This window comes from Anaerovorax odorimutans (genome assembly GCF_024459955.1).
In the GTDB taxonomy this organism is placed as follows: domain Bacteria; phylum Bacillota; class Clostridia; order Peptostreptococcales; family Anaerovoracaceae; genus Hominibacterium; species Hominibacterium odorimutans_A.
The window spans coordinates 43,680-59,250 of sequence record NZ_JANFXK010000020.1 but is presented as its reverse complement, the minus strand read 5'-3'; the positions used below and the strand labels follow the sequence as shown (position 1 = coordinate 59,250).

General features: G+C 43.5%; 20 protein-coding genes and 1 tRNA gene. 18 read left to right on the top strand and 3 right to left on the bottom strand.

Going from position 1 to position 15,571, the window contains the following annotated elements; translation table 11 throughout:
- The first annotated feature begins 127 nt into the window (after positions 1 to 127).
- From NE619_RS15245 to NE619_RS15210, 9 genes are all read left to right on the top strand, one after another.
- Positions 128 to 204: transfer RNA gene (locus NE619_RS15245), tRNA-Arg, on the top strand.
- Positions 205 to 573: 369 nt separating this feature from the next.
- Positions 574 to 834: a hypothetical protein gene (locus NE619_RS15240; RefSeq protein WP_256133317.1), complete on the top strand. Its 261-nt coding sequence runs from the start codon at positions 574 to 576 to the stop codon at positions 832 to 834.
- 247 nt (positions 835 to 1,081) lie between these two features.
- Positions 1,082 to 2,254, top strand: coding sequence for a hypothetical protein (locus NE619_RS15235; protein WP_256133316.1), 1,173 nt, complete (start codon positions 1,082 to 1,084; stop codon positions 2,252 to 2,254).
- A gap of 1,204 nt (positions 2,255 to 3,458) precedes the next feature.
- Entirely contained in the window at positions 3,459 to 3,839 is a 381-nt protein-coding gene (locus tag NE619_RS15230; RefSeq protein ID WP_256133315.1) for a GNAT family N-acetyltransferase, read from the top strand.
- Positions 3,840 to 4,019: 180 nt separating this feature from the next.
- Entirely contained in the window at positions 4,020 to 4,157 is a 138-nt protein-coding gene (locus NE619_RS19325; RefSeq protein WP_420314513.1) for a 4Fe-4S binding protein, read from the top strand.
- 24 nt (positions 4,158 to 4,181) lie between these two features.
- Positions 4,182 to 4,619: a pyridoxamine 5'-phosphate oxidase family protein gene (locus tag NE619_RS15225; RefSeq protein WP_256133314.1), complete on the top strand. Its 438-nt coding sequence runs from the start codon at positions 4,182 to 4,184 to the stop codon at positions 4,617 to 4,619.
- Positions 4,620 to 4,731: 112 nt separating this feature from the next.
- A complete protein-coding gene (locus NE619_RS15220) occupies positions 4,732 to 5,229 on the top strand; it encodes a YbhB/YbcL family Raf kinase inhibitor-like protein (RefSeq protein ID WP_256133313.1) in 498 nt (165 codons plus the stop codon).
- A 29-nt stretch (positions 5,230 to 5,258) separates the two neighbouring features.
- Positions 5,259 to 5,843, top strand: a complete 585-nt coding sequence (locus tag NE619_RS15215; RefSeq protein WP_256133312.1) for a hypothetical protein — start codon at positions 5,259 to 5,261, stop codon at positions 5,841 to 5,843.
- A 31-nt stretch (positions 5,844 to 5,874) separates the two neighbouring features.
- A complete protein-coding gene (locus NE619_RS15210) occupies positions 5,875 to 6,549 on the top strand; it encodes a GNAT family N-acetyltransferase (RefSeq protein WP_256133311.1) in 675 nt (224 codons plus the stop codon).
- 25 nt (positions 6,550 to 6,574) lie between these two features.
- On the opposite strand, the gene NE619_RS15205 is transcribed toward NE619_RS15210, so the two are convergent.
- On the bottom strand, positions 6,575 to 7,918 hold the full coding sequence (locus NE619_RS15205) for a Na+/H+ antiporter NhaC family protein (protein ID WP_256133310.1): 1,344 nt from the start codon (positions 7,916 to 7,918) through the stop codon (positions 6,575 to 6,577).
- Between the two features lie 261 nt (positions 7,919 to 8,179).
- On the opposite strand from NE619_RS15205, the gene NE619_RS15200 reads away from it, so the two are divergent.
- From NE619_RS15200 to NE619_RS15165, 8 genes are all read left to right on the top strand, one after another.
- Positions 8,180 to 8,686: a hypothetical protein gene (locus tag NE619_RS15200; protein WP_256133309.1), complete on the top strand. Its 507-nt coding sequence runs from the start codon at positions 8,180 to 8,182 to the stop codon at positions 8,684 to 8,686.
- A 73-nt stretch (positions 8,687 to 8,759) separates the two neighbouring features.
- The gene (locus NE619_RS15195; protein ID WP_256133320.1) at positions 8,760 to 9,041 is read left to right on the top strand and encodes a DUF3781 domain-containing protein; all 282 of its coding nucleotides are present in this window, start codon (positions 8,760 to 8,762) and stop codon (positions 9,039 to 9,041) included.
- A gap of 86 nt (positions 9,042 to 9,127) precedes the next feature.
- Entirely contained in the window at positions 9,128 to 9,598 is a 471-nt protein-coding gene (locus tag NE619_RS15190) for an alpha/beta hydrolase (protein ID WP_330640794.1), read from the top strand.
- Between the two features lie 16 nt (positions 9,599 to 9,614).
- Positions 9,615 to 10,451: a class I SAM-dependent methyltransferase gene (locus tag NE619_RS15185; RefSeq protein WP_256133308.1), complete on the top strand. Its 837-nt coding sequence runs from the start codon at positions 9,615 to 9,617 to the stop codon at positions 10,449 to 10,451.
- 12 nt (positions 10,452 to 10,463) lie between these two features.
- Positions 10,464 to 10,934 carry a GyrI-like domain-containing protein gene (locus tag NE619_RS15180; protein ID WP_256133307.1) on the top strand — a complete coding sequence of 157 codons (471 nt, stop codon included), beginning with the start codon at positions 10,464 to 10,466 and terminating at the stop codon, positions 10,932 to 10,934.
- Positions 10,934 to 11,518: a DUF6434 domain-containing protein gene (locus NE619_RS15175; RefSeq protein WP_256133306.1), complete on the top strand. Its 585-nt coding sequence runs from the start codon at positions 10,934 to 10,936 to the stop codon at positions 11,516 to 11,518. The genes NE619_RS15180 and NE619_RS15175 overlap by 1 nt, the downstream gene beginning before the upstream one ends.
- Before the next feature lie 28 nt (positions 11,519 to 11,546).
- Positions 11,547 to 12,128, top strand: coding sequence for a flavodoxin family protein (locus NE619_RS15170; protein ID WP_256133305.1), 582 nt, complete (start codon positions 11,547 to 11,549; stop codon positions 12,126 to 12,128).
- 122 nt (positions 12,129 to 12,250) lie between these two features.
- Positions 12,251 to 12,835 carry a hypothetical protein gene (locus NE619_RS15165; RefSeq protein WP_256133303.1) on the top strand — a complete coding sequence of 195 codons (585 nt, stop codon included), beginning with the start codon at positions 12,251 to 12,253 and terminating at the stop codon, positions 12,833 to 12,835.
- Between the two features lie 5 nt (positions 12,836 to 12,840).
- Here NE619_RS15165 and NE619_RS15160 read toward each other — a convergent pair whose 3' ends face one another.
- Both NE619_RS15160 and NE619_RS15155 read right to left on the bottom strand, forming a co-directional pair.
- Positions 12,841 to 13,785 carry a hypothetical protein gene (locus NE619_RS15160; protein ID WP_256133301.1) on the bottom strand — a complete coding sequence of 315 codons (945 nt, stop codon included), beginning with the start codon at positions 13,783 to 13,785 and terminating at the stop codon, positions 12,841 to 12,843.
- Between the two features lie 82 nt (positions 13,786 to 13,867).
- Entirely contained in the window at positions 13,868 to 14,710 is an 843-nt protein-coding gene (locus tag NE619_RS15155; RefSeq protein ID WP_256133300.1) for a 4Fe-4S binding protein, read from the bottom strand.
- Positions 14,711 to 14,824: 114 nt separating this feature from the next.
- Between NE619_RS15155 and NE619_RS15150 the strand changes: the two genes are divergently transcribed.
- Positions 14,825 to 15,568 (top strand): ZIP family metal transporter, encoded by a 744-nt coding sequence (locus NE619_RS15150; RefSeq protein WP_256133299.1) that lies wholly within the window; start codon positions 14,825 to 14,827, stop codon positions 15,566 to 15,568.
- Positions 15,569 to 15,571: the final 3 nt, after the last annotated feature.

Below are 15,571 nucleotides of genomic sequence, written 5' to 3'. Positions count from 1 at the left end.
TTATAATGTATCTGCGGGCAAGTTGGTAGAGTTTCGATTCATTTTCACTGGTTTCACAAAAAAATATAAAATTAAGCTTTACATATCATACGGTTTTATTGTATAATAGTCTCCGGCGACAAAATAAGCGCCATTAGCTCAGCTGGATAGAGTAGCGCACTACGAATGCGAAGGTCTGGGGTTCGAATCCCTAATGGCGCGCCAAATAAAAAAGCAATCTTACGGGCCGTAAGATTGTTTTTTTATTTGGTGTGCGCAGGAATCGGGGGATTCGAACCCGAAAAGGCGCGAATGTTAAGCGAATCCGCCCCGCGGGCGGATGAGTAATGAGCGGTCCAAGCCGACTGTAAGAGGAGGCGCAGGACGGCAGTCGCCCCCGCGGCTGCGTAAATCCCTAATGGCGCGCCGTTAAAAGGTACAAGCATTGAAATACAGCTATTGTTAGAAGGATCAAAACTCAAATTATACTTTTTACAGAAAGAAAAAATACACCTCATTGTAAAACTCTTGGGAATAGACTTTTAGCAATAAATATGGTAAAATCATACCATATCGAGAAAGGAGTATAAACCTATGACAGACAACGAATTACTATTATCTATTTCTGAACTGTTGGACAAAAAATTGAAACCCCTCGATGATCGAACAAAACAGGTTGAACTGCTCCTTGAGCAGGATATTATACCCAGACTTCAAAATATTGAATCATGCTACACATCTACATATCGGAGATACGCTGTGAGTTCGGAGGAATTGGACGCATTAAAAGCAGATATGGAAATCATTAAAAATGTGATTGCTGAACACAGTAAAAAACTAAAAGAAATTTCATAACTAATGTTAACAAAATCAAAAACAGTATGGTGTCATGTCATACTGTTTTTTCTAAGGATTCTTCATTACCCCGACTTTTAATAAGCCGTCGGAAAAAAGTCGGAACAGCTTATTGAATTGCTTATACGTATTAAGAGGTGAATGTTCTTACATTTACGGGAAACAGTTTTCAAGTTTTGGTAATGCCGCCGAGGCAGAGACTGCCGTTTATGATGCTTGTTCAGTATGTTTTTAAGGAGGGAAAATTATGATTGGTTGGGTGATTACTTTTCTATTGGTTCGTCACGCATTACGCAATCAAAACAGAAAATATAAAGTAACTATAATGAGTTCCTGTGCCGTTATCGTTTGGGGAGGACTAAGTATAGTGCAATCCATAATTAAGACATCTCGCGAACTGCCTTCTGAGCCAGTCACATTCAACAGTATTGCCCTATTGGGATTTGTTTTATTCACCATCATTACTATTGGCGCTTCTTATCTTTATGATATAAAAAGGATCAAAAAATCCGCTGCCATTATTATATTGATTTTGTGCATAATAGGCTTTCCTTTGTTAACTACTTTGTCTAAACCACCCTACTTGGAAAGTATATTTAACTATAACTGGACAGGTTTTCTGATCAATACAATTATACCATTTGCTGCATTTTGCATAGTGCCTATATTGTATCGTTTCTTTGTTATTAAAAAACCAATCCAAGAACCACTTCAAGCATTGTTCATATGTGCAATATGGGTCATTGTCGTTTTATTTATCCTTTACAATATACCCCTATTTAGACTCGACTTCAAACTTGCTATTTTATGCGGCGTGCTAATATTTTTACTTATGATTTCTGGCCGTGATCGCTCTACCAAAAAGGAAAATCTTCCATTGCTGCAAGAGTTAAATGATAATACTGTCGAAAAAACACCTCCAAGTTTAGATACGAAAAACGACAGTAATCAAAAAAAAGAAGTAAAAATCGGTTCATTTACTATAACTAAGCAATCATCAAAAAAGCCCAAATCAAAATTAGCAATTATATTAAGTATTATCTGTATTGTTTTGATTACAGGTTTAGGGTATTTATACAATCAAAACCAACATCTCAAAACATCGCTCAATGATATGGAGGCAACATATGATGATCTTTCCTCCAGATATTCAAAGGTCACCAAATACAAAGGTATCGCCGAATTCTATTTGGATAATGCTGTTATAATCAAAGATGGTGACAAACATTATCATAGAATGGATTGCCCTAAGCTTGGTTCTGAGTATAGTTACCAAATACATAATATTGAAGCAGCAAAAGGAAACGGATATAAGAAGTGCCCTTACTGTTTTGGTCTGGGTGCTGACGAATATGCGGATAAAGAATTAGGATCATATGCATTTGACGCTGCTATGGATGACTTAATTAAACAAAAATAGCCCCTCATTTCACAAGGGCAAATCTGCATGGCGCAGCCAAAATTCGCACCCGCATTGTATTATGGAGGGCCTGGAATATTATAAAGCTGGGTATTTTTATACCCGGAAAGGAAATGATACGATGAAAAACCTAAATGGTTACGGCAGCATCAATAAGATGGAATTAATGAAACAGAATATGTTTTTACGACAGCAACAGGTACCCTACTCGACCGCCGTAATACGCAAAGATCCCTTGACCGATTCTATAAAAAGAATGGAATTGAAAAAAAATTTTCATACCTATAGAGCAACTTTCTGTACAAATCTATGCAAAGCAGCCGTAAGATTGCTTTTTTATTTGGTGTGCGCAGGAATCGGGGGATTCGAACCCGAAAGGGCGCGAACGGCTGCAATAGTAATTTTCATTTGGATAAAATGTATGGGTGACAAAGATAAAAGGTTATAAGGAGCAAATATGTTATTTAAAATAATTGAAATCAGCTATGGCTGGTCTGAAGTTGATTTTAACAGACGCTGGTCTCTTCTTAATTCGGATTATTTGGAATGCGATGCACCATGCAATCTTATCGAAGCATTATGTAACTTGTTAGAAAAAAAAAGCTAAGATACAATGGCTTTGCTGGCAGGATGACCCTGGCGCGCAGATACTAAAATTAGAACGACGAGGTAAACGGCTTATTGTAGAAATATATACGACCCCAAAAGATTCGCAGGAATTGGATTTCAAGGGCAGCGGATTAGCCGGCGAAATAGAAGAATGTGTCTACCGTACAGAAGATAATTTAATGGAAGCGGCCAAAGCTATATTTTGGGAGTTCGCATTATATCAAAACGGAAACGGTGCCATTATCTATGAGCAGCACTGGGGGGGATTTCCCTTCTAACAGCTTTTTTAGATTGGAACAATTATTAGGTGTTGACGTGCGCAACGGAAATTGTGATTGATTTCTCACCAAGCCTATCGCCAAGTTTTTACTAATCTAACACTGCCGGGCCAGGAATTAAGTCAGATGCATGGAGAAAATGTATTATTTTAACATTTGTGTTCCACTGGGACAATTTTTGCTTCTATGCCCACACAAACCGGTCGCAAATCGGCTGACGCACAAATAAACCGCAACCAGCATGCGGTCATATTTCCCACGCAGAACATATGATATACTTATTGGACAGCCTGGAATTTATGGAGGTGCAAAAAATAATGGAATACAAAATTAATGACAAAGAGCTCAACGCTTCAAAGTTTATCCCCTTTGTCAACAGAATATGGCCGGGAGATTATGATCCGGACAAAACACAGACCGCCTTATCGAAAACATTGAATATAACCGCTTACGATGATAGGAAGCTTGTGGGCTGCCTGCGGGTTCTTACGGATGGTTATTATTTTGGAACCATTACAGAGCTGCTCGTTCTTCCGGAATATCAAAAACAAGGAATTGGCAGCAATCTTCTCCAGCTTGCCAGAGACAATACTCCAACTATGCTCTACTTTGGCGCACAGCCGGGTGTAGAAGCATTCTATGAAAAAAACGGATGCCAAAAGGGATTACAATCCTACACAATAAAAGCAGACACTTAAAATTCCTATAACCTATAATATGAATACGTGCCCTGTGGTATACTTAGCATACAAACCGGAAGCCGGATGTAATCATGTTGCAGGATATATATTAGTGCGCTGAACTTGGATACTGCGGAGGGTAAGAAATGAAAAGACAAAAATATAGATTGCACACCACTATGCAATCAATACTGTGTCATGGGGCTAGATATTCATTCCATGGTACAAGCTAACAGCGTAGATGAATACGAGTGTAGTTTGTGTGGTGCCTGCGTTGACATTTGTCCTAAAAAAGCGATTACCTATGGGGTAAAAAAAGCCTGTGAGAACAAATAAACAGGAGGATTAAAAGAAACAAAGATGAATAAAATATCACAATTTTATGAGATAATCAAAAAAGATATGAGTGTGACCCTCGCTACGGCATCCAAGCAAAGCGTTACAATGCGGTTGGTCAGCCCGGTGTATTATAAGGGCGATATTCTGATTTTCACCGACCCTGGTTCGCTGAAATATCAGCAGCTAAAGGCAAATCCTAATTGCTGCATTGCTGCCGGAACTTTTTTTGCAGAAGCTGAAGCGGAGTTTTTAGGAGCAACCATGTTAGACACCAATAAAGAGCCGCGAGAGGTTTATTGCGGCAAATTTCCCGGCGCATTCGACGAAAGCATTGCTTTTGGCGGCAGAAATGCAGAATTTGTACTGCTCAAGCCAACTAGATTAAAGGGCTGGGCTTTTGAAAATGACGTTCCAACTTCCGATGGCGTACCGACAATTCCATTTGAAATTAACATTTGATCGGGGCTTTTTGATTTGTTCTCAGAATGTAATGAGATCATATACATCACTGGCGGCAACACCTTTTATTTTCTGCATGAATACAGGATTGCCAAGGAAACACTAAGATTTAATGAAAGGAATTTTTATGATACTGACTAGCAATGCGTTTGCAGAGGGCGAATGGATACCTAAAAAACATACCGCGAGAGGAGAAAACATATCGCCAGCTTTACATATTGAAGATATTCCTGCGGATACAACGTCGTTAATGATTACTTTGGATGACGCTTCCCATCCGTTATTTCCAAACTACAACCATTGGGTTATTTGGAATATCCCTGTATGTAGCGATATTCCAGAGTCAATTCCAAAGGGAGCAACTGTTTCTGAATTGTCCGGAGCACTTCAGGGAATGGCTTATGGAAAGCATTGTTATAAGGGCCCTAAGCCACCATTTAGGACAATACACAACTATACTTTTACAGTCTATGCCTTGAATAGTTTCATAGATTTACCTGCCTCATCTGTAAAAACCGATGTGTTAAAACAAGCTGCAAAGCTGATAGTGGGAACAGCTGCACTGACCGGGAAATTTCAAAGCCGTAGAAAAGAAACCGATCAGGCTTAGAAAGCATTAATTTATGGAGGTACAAAAAAATGATAGTAGAACAATTCGTTATGGCCTACCAAGTTGAACAAGACAGAATCCGCGCTTTACTGCCCGATGGTTATGAATCCTTGCGCCCTGTGCTTCGAATAAACGCAGAAATCCGTGGAGAGGATACATACATAGAGTTTAACACTCCTGTTTCTGCTTTTGGAAAAAACGGGTGGCTGAATATCGACCATTGGAAAAGCCCGGAGACAAACATATCCTATATAAGAGATGGAAAATCCGTAACCTTTACCACCCCCTTTCTTGAAATTACCTATACGGGCGTCGGCATTGAAGGCCGCTGCCCTGCTGAAAAAAATAACGACGGGTGTTTCTTCATCGATGAGGAAACGGTACTTGTACCTCCCGAGAAAATCAGCAGCAACAAAGAATTCTGCGATTGCACCTTTGCCTGGAAATTTGCCGAAGGCGATGCCCACGGGGTCAGCATTGGAGGGAAAACGTTACCCGCCGTACCGACAGCCCCTGTCAAGGTTTACGAAAAGCAAAGGTTGACTGCCGCCGCAGCCGCCCATATTGAGTGTGAACAGATGCTGGGGCAATATAAAGTTATATTTGAGCGATAAGATACATTTTACATTTAGGAGAAAAATACGCATGAATCAAGCAAACACCACAGAATTGCAAGTAAGCAAAAAGATAGGAATTCGCAATGAGAGCGAGTCCGATTATAGAAAGGTAGAAGAAATCACAAGGAAGGCTTTTTATAATTTGTATGTTCCAGGATGTGTTGAACACTATTTAGTTCATATTATGCGTCAGCACAAGGACTTTCTGCCGGAATTGGACTTTGTGGTTGAAGTTGACGGTCAGGTTGTCGGAAACATCATGTATACGAAAGCAAGGCTGATAGATGAATCCGGGGAGGAAAAAGAGATTCTCACCTTCGGACCTGTCTGCATTTTGCCGGAATACCAGCGAACAGGCCTTGGGAAAATGCTTATGGAATATTCCTTTAAGCGAGCGGACCGGCTCGGCTATGATACAATTGTAATCTTTGGCAATCCCGGCAACTATGTAAGCCGTGGTTTTAAAAGCTGTAAAAAACATAATGTCTGTCTTGAAAACGGGACCTACCCTGCCGCAATGATGGTAAAAGAACTCAAGCCGGATGCGCTTCATGGGAAAAGATGGGTTTATCATGGCAGCCCGGTCATGGAGATTGACGAGCAAGAAGCAAAGCGCTTTGACGAAACCTTTGAAAAACTGGAGAAAAAATTCCAGCCAAGCCAGGAAGAATTTTATATTCACAGTCACGCTTTTATAGAATGACGATGGCCATATACGAACTCCGCATTTATCCATTATCACCACGCCGTTTCTCTTCCCTGCCCCTCAGCAGTCCAAACTGAATTGTCACGCAGGTGAACAAAAGCAGCAAAATCGGATAAAAAGAAAACCGCATGATTTCCAGGTAAGTGACTCCCCCGTACTGCTGCGCCAAAAGCACGCCGCTGTCATGGGGCATCAGCATCAATATTATGCACGAAAAAATATCCAGCAGGCTCGCCAGGCGCTTCGGAGGAATGCGATATTTTTCTCCCAGCTCCTTAGCAACCGGCGCCGTGATAATGATCGCCACCGGATTGTTCAGTGTGGTTCCCGACAATGCCATGCAAGTCAGGGAGATCAGATATTCGCAGCTTTTCCTTGTTTTTATTCTGCGGGTCATTGCCTGAAACAGCCAATTGAGTCCGCCGTAATACTTAATCAGCTCAATCAGCCCTGCGATCAGCATGGAAAACACAGCAAGAAAAAACATATCCTCCATACCTGCTCCAATGGCCCTGGTCCATTCAAAAAACGTAATGGTTTCCATAGCAATTCCGATGATCCCGGTCATCATAATTCCGATCAGCAGCACAAAAAAAACGTCCAGTCCCGCAATTGCAGTTGCCAAAACCGTCACATAGGGCAGCACTTCCACCATATGATACGAAAGTCCCTGAGGATCTGCCGCACTGCTTGCGCCGCCTCCCAATATCCCATAAAGAACGATCGTAATCACCGCCGCAGGCAAAGCAATCAACAGATTCATCTGAAATTTATCCTTCATCTTCGCCCCCACGCCCTTTGTGGCACAGATGGTGGTATCCGAAATCATCGACAGGTTGTCGCCGAAATAGGAACCGGCTATCACCGCAGCCCCCGCCATTGCCACATCTAACCCCGCTCCCCGGGCCACCGCGACAGCGACAGGGATAAACGCAACCTGGGTACCCATGGAAGTCCCGATGCAGGTTGAAATAAAGCAGGTTACGATAAAGATTCCTGGTATCAGGAAATGATGGGGAATCAGCGTAAGCCCCATGTTTACAATGGATTCCTTTCCGCCCATGGCTTCCGCCGCAGAGGAAAAACCGCCGGCCAGCAAAACGATAATGCCAAGGAGCATGACTCCGGGACTGCCTGCGCCTTTGCAATAGATATCAAGCTTTCGGCCAACCGGCGTCTTTCGTTCATAAAAAATCAGAGCCGCTGCGATCGCCGCCAGAACCGCCACATATCGGGGCATCTCTTCAAAAGGGCTTTCCCTCCCCATAATTGTAAAAACCACCCCGCAACCAACATATAGTCCCAGAAAAATCAGCAGCGGCAGGAACGCCCAGGCTTTGTAATCCTTGCTGCATCCTTCATCCATATTTCCATCCCCCGAATTTGATAAAATAAACCGTTCAAGCATCTTCAAATTATTATAGTTTTCCTTTTAGACACCTTCCGATATTTTGCCATTAATTCCTGCATCTCATACGCCGCGCCGACTAAAGTTCCGCAATTTGTTTTCGCCTTCGCACAATCAGCCGTCAGGAAAAAGACAAAACCTGTGGGACATCGGATTTACATGTGGTATACTCAACTTATTAAAATAGTGTGTATTGAAATTTTAAGGAGGAAAGTCGTTATGAAAAATAACAGAAACGCATTTTTTGTGTTGGCCGGATTATTCTCGCTGGTTTTTATTCCACAGATCGCCTATGCCGATTCTTCATGGTATTGGATATCAAAGCAGCGCCCTTTCGATCTTCTGCCCTGGGTTGCTCTGGCAACTATTGCAATTGAAGCCCTTGCGATAAACTTTATTCCAAAGACAAAGCAGTTTTTTAAAACGCTTGGTATCGTGATAATAGCAAACCTGATATCCTTTGTGATCCCTTACTTTATTGAATACCTCAGCCAATCCTGGTACGGATCGTGGGACGCCATTTTAGATTCAGGCCCTATATACAACGTCAATCTTCTTTTTCTGATACTGACCCTTGCCGCCGAAACACCAATTGTATATAACGTTCTCAAGCGTTATGTCAGCAAGGAAAAAGTCTTGTTGTGGACAATTATTCTGTCAAATATTGTTACGACGATCATGGTTTTGGTCATAGAACACACCTTATGTTACGGCGCATGGGCATGACAATTCGGAAGCTTCTGTGATATACTCCTTTTATCACCACAGGAAAGGTTATAGGGTAATAAAATTGAACGACATGAGAACGAACGAATTGATTGCAAACTTAGATAAGCTGCACACAACAGAGATGGGAATTACGCGAATCAAACGAAACCTTTCTTTGGACACCGACAATGTTGTCAGCTGGTGCAGAGAAAAAATCACTGACCCCGAAAGCCTCATATTCAGGAAAGGTAAGAACTGGTATATCAATGCGGAGGACTGCCAGATTACAGTCAATGCTCACAGCTACACCATCATCACTGCCCATAAATTCGGCAGCGCTTCCATAAAAACTCCAAAGGGTATCAGGTTTTAAGCTTTGATTTGCCGGAGCATGGGGACAGAAAAAACGAAGCCACACCCTGCAAAGTTCAAAACTGTGTAAAAGACCTGGCCGCTGTCATGGAGTACGCCAAACAGAGATGGCCGCGGATCAGCCTGTTCGCAGTCAGCATGGGTGCTTATTTCAGCCTGCTGGCCTATGGCAGCGAACCCTTGGAACACGCCTGGTTTCTTTCGCCCGTAGTGGACATGGAACGCATAATCGACAACATGCTATGCTGGTTTCAGATCACGGAAGAGCAATTGAAAAGTGAGCAGACTATCCCCACTCCCATCGGACAGACCCTTTACTGGGATTACTATTGCTATATAAAAGAACATCCCATAAAGCATTGGAATGTACCGACCAACATTCTATATGGGAGCAAAGACGATATGTGCGAAAAGGACATCATCTGCCAATTCAGCCGGCAATTTTCCTGTCAGTTGGAAATTGTAGAAGGCGCAGAGCATTATTTTCACACGCCGACCCAGCTGCAGACTCTGAGCGCATGGCTGGAAAAAACGATGCAGCTCCCGTCCGCTAAATAATTTAAAGGAATCAAATATGAATAATAGCAAGCTATTAAACTACATGAAGAAAAAGCCCAAGCTTTACGAAGAAAGCTCCTCTGCTTTTTGGGATGATGAACACATTTCCAAACAAATGCTGGAAGCTCATTTAAACCCGGACATGGATGGAGCTTCAAGGAAGCATGCTTTCATCAGGAGATCCGTAAACTGGATCGTCCAATATTGCAATGGGGGAGATGGAAAAAAGCTTTTGGACCTGGGCTGCGGCCCCGGTCTTTATACGGAATTATTCGCAGGCGAAGGCTTTTATGTAACAGGAATTGATTTTTCCCAGCGTTCTATAAACTATGCCAAACAGCGTGCGGCAGAAAATCAAAAAAACATCCGCTACTACTGTCAGAACTATTTAGACATCGATTACACGAATGAGTTTGATGTGATTACGTTGATTTACTGTGATTTTGGAGTTCTGCCTCCTGAAGACAGGATTGTCCTATTGAGAAAAGTCCATAAAGCACTGAAGCAGGACGGAATTCTAATTCTCGATGGCTTTACCCGCTTATTTCTTGACACCTTTGAAGAAGAAAACACTGTTCAGTATCTGGAACACGGATTTTGGGCTGCAGAGCCCTACACGGTAATCCAAAGGAATTCGCTTTATGGCGATACTGCAAATACACTGGAGCAATATCTGATAATCACAGAGACGGGCTGTAACTGCTATAATCTTTGGAACCAGGTATACTCGCCGGAGTCTCTTGCAACTGAAATCGAAGCCGGCGGCTTTCGCAAAATTGAATTCTTTGACGATGTGGCAGGAAAGCCTTTTAGCGGACAGTCGGAAACAATCTGCGTTGCAGCGCGAAAATAAAAGGAGATCCCTATGACAAAATTAGCCGTTGATATTATAAAAATGGATGAACAGATCCTTTATGGATTGTGGAAAAAATCCAATGACAAAACGATTTCACGGGACATAGATACGCTCTCCGAAGCATATCATTCCGCCGTAGCTCTATCTCAGGGCAGCGTCCTGCCCTATTTTGTTTTATCAAAAAATTACGATGAGAAAACCAAAAATTTCGAGCTGTTTATTGGCAGCACCTTTGAGCATGAGAGCTTGCAAAATCTCCTCCTCCCTGCCGGTGAATACGCAAAAATTACAGTCAGGCCGAAGCTGGGACTTCTCTGGGGAGCCTCCATCGGCCAGGCAAAAAGATATTTCTATACAAAATGGCTTCCTGAAAGCGGGTATCAGAGTTTAAACATGGAGTACGAACTTCATACTGAAAGGAGCAAGGGAAATCACCCTGCCATTGATATTATTTTTGCGATCCAACAGGAGATAAAATAATGGACAAGCGACCTGAGCTGAATAAATCTTTAGACAAAGAAACGTTTCTGAACTTCTACTATTTGAAAGAAGAGTTGGCAAGTTTTTGCAGAGAAAATGGTTTGCCTGTTTCCGGCGGGAAACTCGATCTGACTGACCGCATCGCGCATTACCTGGACACAGGAGAAGTTTTGCGGCCTAATTCGACCTCAAAGACAATCTCAAAATCAGATACTGCTAAAATTACGGAAAGCACGCCCATAGAGTCAAATTTCGTGTGTTCGGAAAAGCACCGTGCTTTCTTTAAAGAGAAAATCGGCCAAAGCTTTACTTTTAATGTCGCTTTTCAGAAGTGGCTGAAAGCTAATGAAGGAAAGACATATAGCCAGGCAATTGAAGCATATGCGCAGATATTAGAGGATAAAAAGAAAAAGAAAACGGTGATCGATAAGCAGTTTGAATACAACTCCTATATCCGGGATTTCTTTGCGGATAACGAGGGCCGCCCTTTGGATGAGGCCATTAAATGCTGGAAATACAAGAAAGGGTTGCCTGGACATAATCGATACGAAAAATCCGACCTTATCGCACTGTCACGAGTGTAAGTACAACTGTAAGTTTATGAGGTTAATCATGAAAAAAATATTAGTAATCGTTGGAAGCGGACGAAAAAACGGAAACACTGAGCAGCTGGCCGATGCCTTTATCAAGGGAGCTTCGGATGCCGGACACAAGGTAAAAAAAGTATTTCTGGGAAACAAAACCATCAACGGCTGCATCGGCTGTAATGCCTGCCGCTACGGAAAGCCCTGCATACAGAAAGACGATTTTAATCAACTGATCCCGGATATAAAGAGCTGTGATCTACTGGTCCTCGCGTCACCTCTCTATTTCTGGACGATTTCTGCAAAGCTCAAGGCCTTTATCGAGCGCTTTTATTGTATCGCAGAAGAAGACCCCAACCCGCCTCTGGGCCGCTATGAAAAATATCCGAAGAAAGATTGCGCCTTGCTCATGACGGCCGCCGATGATTTTTTCTGGACCTTCGAGCAGGCAGTCTCCTACTATCAGTTTGCTATAATCCGTTATATCGGATGGAACGATAAAGGAATGTTATTGGCCGGAGGCTGCGGCGACACCAACGGGAAACCCCGTATCAAGGAAACCGCGCACCTATCGGCAGCATACGAATTCGGAAAAAATCTTTATGATTAGGCGCCCTGCCGATTTCGCTTCAAACAGGATGTTCGGTGTCCGGAAAAAAAGAGTTGCAAGAGATCGGTATTGCGGCGCAAGCATAGCGCATAAAAAGGGAACAAATATAAAGGAGGGATATTATGTGGTTCGTTGTTTTTCTCGTCCTGCTGGCATTCACGTTCCTTTCATTGGGAGCATTACGAATGCCTTCCGCTCTTTCTCGCAGAACATTAATCGTTTTTTCGACTTTGCTTGTACTATCGCTACTGACCGCATGTCACTCTGAAGACCCGCAAAGGGAAGTTTCCAAAGTCCTCGGGCTGAATACTTCAAAGGGCGCATTGGCATACGTTTCCGATACACATGGCGGCTTTCACGGTGACGGAACAACCTATATAGAATTAACGTTTACGGATGAAAGTTTTGAAAATGCGCTTAACCAAAATTCCCAATGGCACCCACTGCCTTTAAGCGACAATCTGACTGCCCTTGTATATGGGGAAAAGGATGAACATGGATCAATAGGTCCCTATCTGACCGGCGATGACGGCAAGTCCCTTTTTCCGGCAATTAAAAACGGATACTATTTTTTCGAAGACAGGCAGTCCAATGGCAAGGACAGCCAAGACGATTCCGGAATCTTAAAACAGCCTTCATTCAACGTTACCCTTGCCATTTACGATATCGATACACGGACCCTGCATTTTTGCGAGTTTGATACTTAATGACATTAATCATACAACGGAACTTCCCTGGTTGACTTGGTGACCTTCTTCGTTTTATAGTTCAGTTTAAGAATCGTCTCTGTGATGGTATCGCCACTGTAGGGGCCGTCATATAATTCCACAAAATACGCGCACTTCTTGCCAAAATATAAGGGTGCGGCCTTTTTAATGGTTTTGACTGTTTTTAGAGATTTCCCCGACAAACTGCTGCTCTTCACTTTATAGATGCTGGATTTTTGGTTTGCCTCGCACAGATAATAAACCTTTTTACCGGACACCTGTGAATCTTGTGCTTTCTTCAGTTTTTTCGTTTTTTTAGTCTTTGCGTTATATAGATATTGGGTGTAATTTCCCCCATATCCCTTTGCGCCCGAAAAATATTTTCCATAGCTGCTGTTGGAATAAAACTTTTTCTTTGCGGTTCTGGTTTTCTTTTTTGATATATCGTAGCTGACTAAGTTAAATCCGGCATTGGGATTTTTTTTGCTGGCGCGGGCAGTATAATAAACGCTGCCGTTATAATATCCTGCCATACTCGAAAACCGGTCATCGACGGTTTTGATCTTCTTCGATTTCGCACCCTTCACATTGGTTTTGTAAATCGTCGTCTTCCAGGTATTAAAATCCAGGATCGCATAATAGATCGTACTGCCGTTTGTCACGAGCGCTCCCGCAAAGGTTTTGTTTGATTTGGCGCTTATCGACTTTAGGGTTTTCCGTTTGCCGCTGAGGGATTTGGCGCATACCAGCTTTTCGGTGCTGCCCTCGGTAGACCATATGTAATATTTGCCTACCTTTTCGCGGGGCGTCCCTCCTCCATCCGTATTTAAATACTGATAGGGCGTGCTGCTTTTCGCGAAAACCTGTTCTGCAGTCATCCCGGAGCAGACCCCAATTCCTGTAACGGTCACTGCCAAAACAAGCAGCATGCTAATAATCTTCTTCCGCATTTTCTATACAAACCTCCTGGCCTCTGAAAAAATACAAATCATACCCATATTATACACTATTTCCCATAAACGCAACAGCTTATCAGATATTTTCTGTTTTTGTGGGAATTCCGCTTTCACAGGGCACCCCGGTCTGACATTTCCCGCAGCCATACCGCGGAGCATAAGCCTCCTTTGTATAATCCATAAACTGGCCGCACGGCCGGTGTTCTTTTCCCTTTTCAAGGGAAATCGCGTCAGCCGGGCATCTTCCTATGCAGGCGCCGCAACCTGTGCAGTAATCGTACAGCCCTTCATATTCCCGCGGCAGAGGCTCGAATTCCAAATCCGTTATCAGGCTGAAAAGCCTCCCGGCAATTCCTGCTTTAGTAATCAATCCCCGGGACAGTCCGAAAGTTCCCAGCCCGCAGGTATATGCCACATGTCGCTCCGACCAATTGCTCGTAAATTCATAGTCCTGCATTTCCACACCCTTTGGCGATTCCGTTTTCCAAAACCGCTCATCCCAGGTCGGTACCAGCACCCTTCCGCCCAGCGCTTCAATTTTTTCTTTCAAATGGCCGCATACTTCTGTCAAAAAAGTTTGTCCTTCCACTCGTCCGTGAAGCCATTCCGGCGCCGGCTCACAGTTGTCCCCGGCATTGGCCCTTTTAATTTCCTCCGTATAGGGCAGAAACACCGACAGCACCGACTTGCCCTCAGGCATCCAGTCTCCAGGCAGCATAAAGTGCTCCCCGATCGCCTGCGGCTTTTTCAACTCCCGGAAAAGCGTATCCGTCACGGATGCCGCGCCCACCAGCGGAGCATCATAGATCCGCATTCCTGCCAATTCCCTGCTCAGCGCCTGCTCCTCATTTATGTAATTTCCCGCAGCCTGACGGACGAAATACGCTAATTCTTTTTTCACGGAATCTAAATCTTTCATTTTCCACCTCCAAGCAGAATTTAAATATCCCTTTCCAGGCTCCGAAAACTGTTTAAAAACCCGAAGAATCGGGAATTGCTAATAGTATTGACAGCGAAGATTGGAGAATATTTTATGTATGGAATTATTGCCGGCCTTTTTGTGATTCTGGCAAGCATCGTTGGCTCACTTGCCGGTCTTATCTTTAAAAAAATCACCCACCGCACCAACGATATGATCCTGGGCTTTGCCTCAGGCGTCATGCTGACAGCGGCCTTTCTGGGCCTGCTTCCCACTGCCTTTGAAACATTCCGGCCGCTTCCCCTTTTGGTAGGTGTTGCGGGCGTTTTCGCAGGGGCCATTCTGATCAGCGCCATCGATCGCTTCGTGCCTCACATTCATTTTGACAACGGTCATTTTAAAGAAAGTGAAACAAAAGGTCACGGCAGCCGGGTGCTCCTGCTCATCATCGCGATTGCAATTCACAATATTCCGGAAGGGCTGGCCACAGGCATCGTTTTCAGCGAGGGCCTCACTGACAGCGCTGTTATGGTCGCAGTCTCCATGATAATCCAAAAGATACCGGAAGGGCTCATTGTTGCCGTCCCGCTTCTGGGCATGGGCATGAAACGATCAAAAGCCCTTAAAATCAGCCTGCTCATCGCCTTCATGATGCTCCCCGGCATTGTGGTCGGCGTCCTTCTCGGCACCCTGCCGACTCTGCTTTCATCCTTTTTCTACGCCTTCACCTTTGGGGCCATTGTATATGTTGTCAGCGATGAGATTATCCCGGAATCCCATGAGCACGGCTATCAGAGAGCCGCAACATTTTCCCTGATCGCCGGGGTAATCATCGTCGTTCTCTTACAAAATATCTAAAGC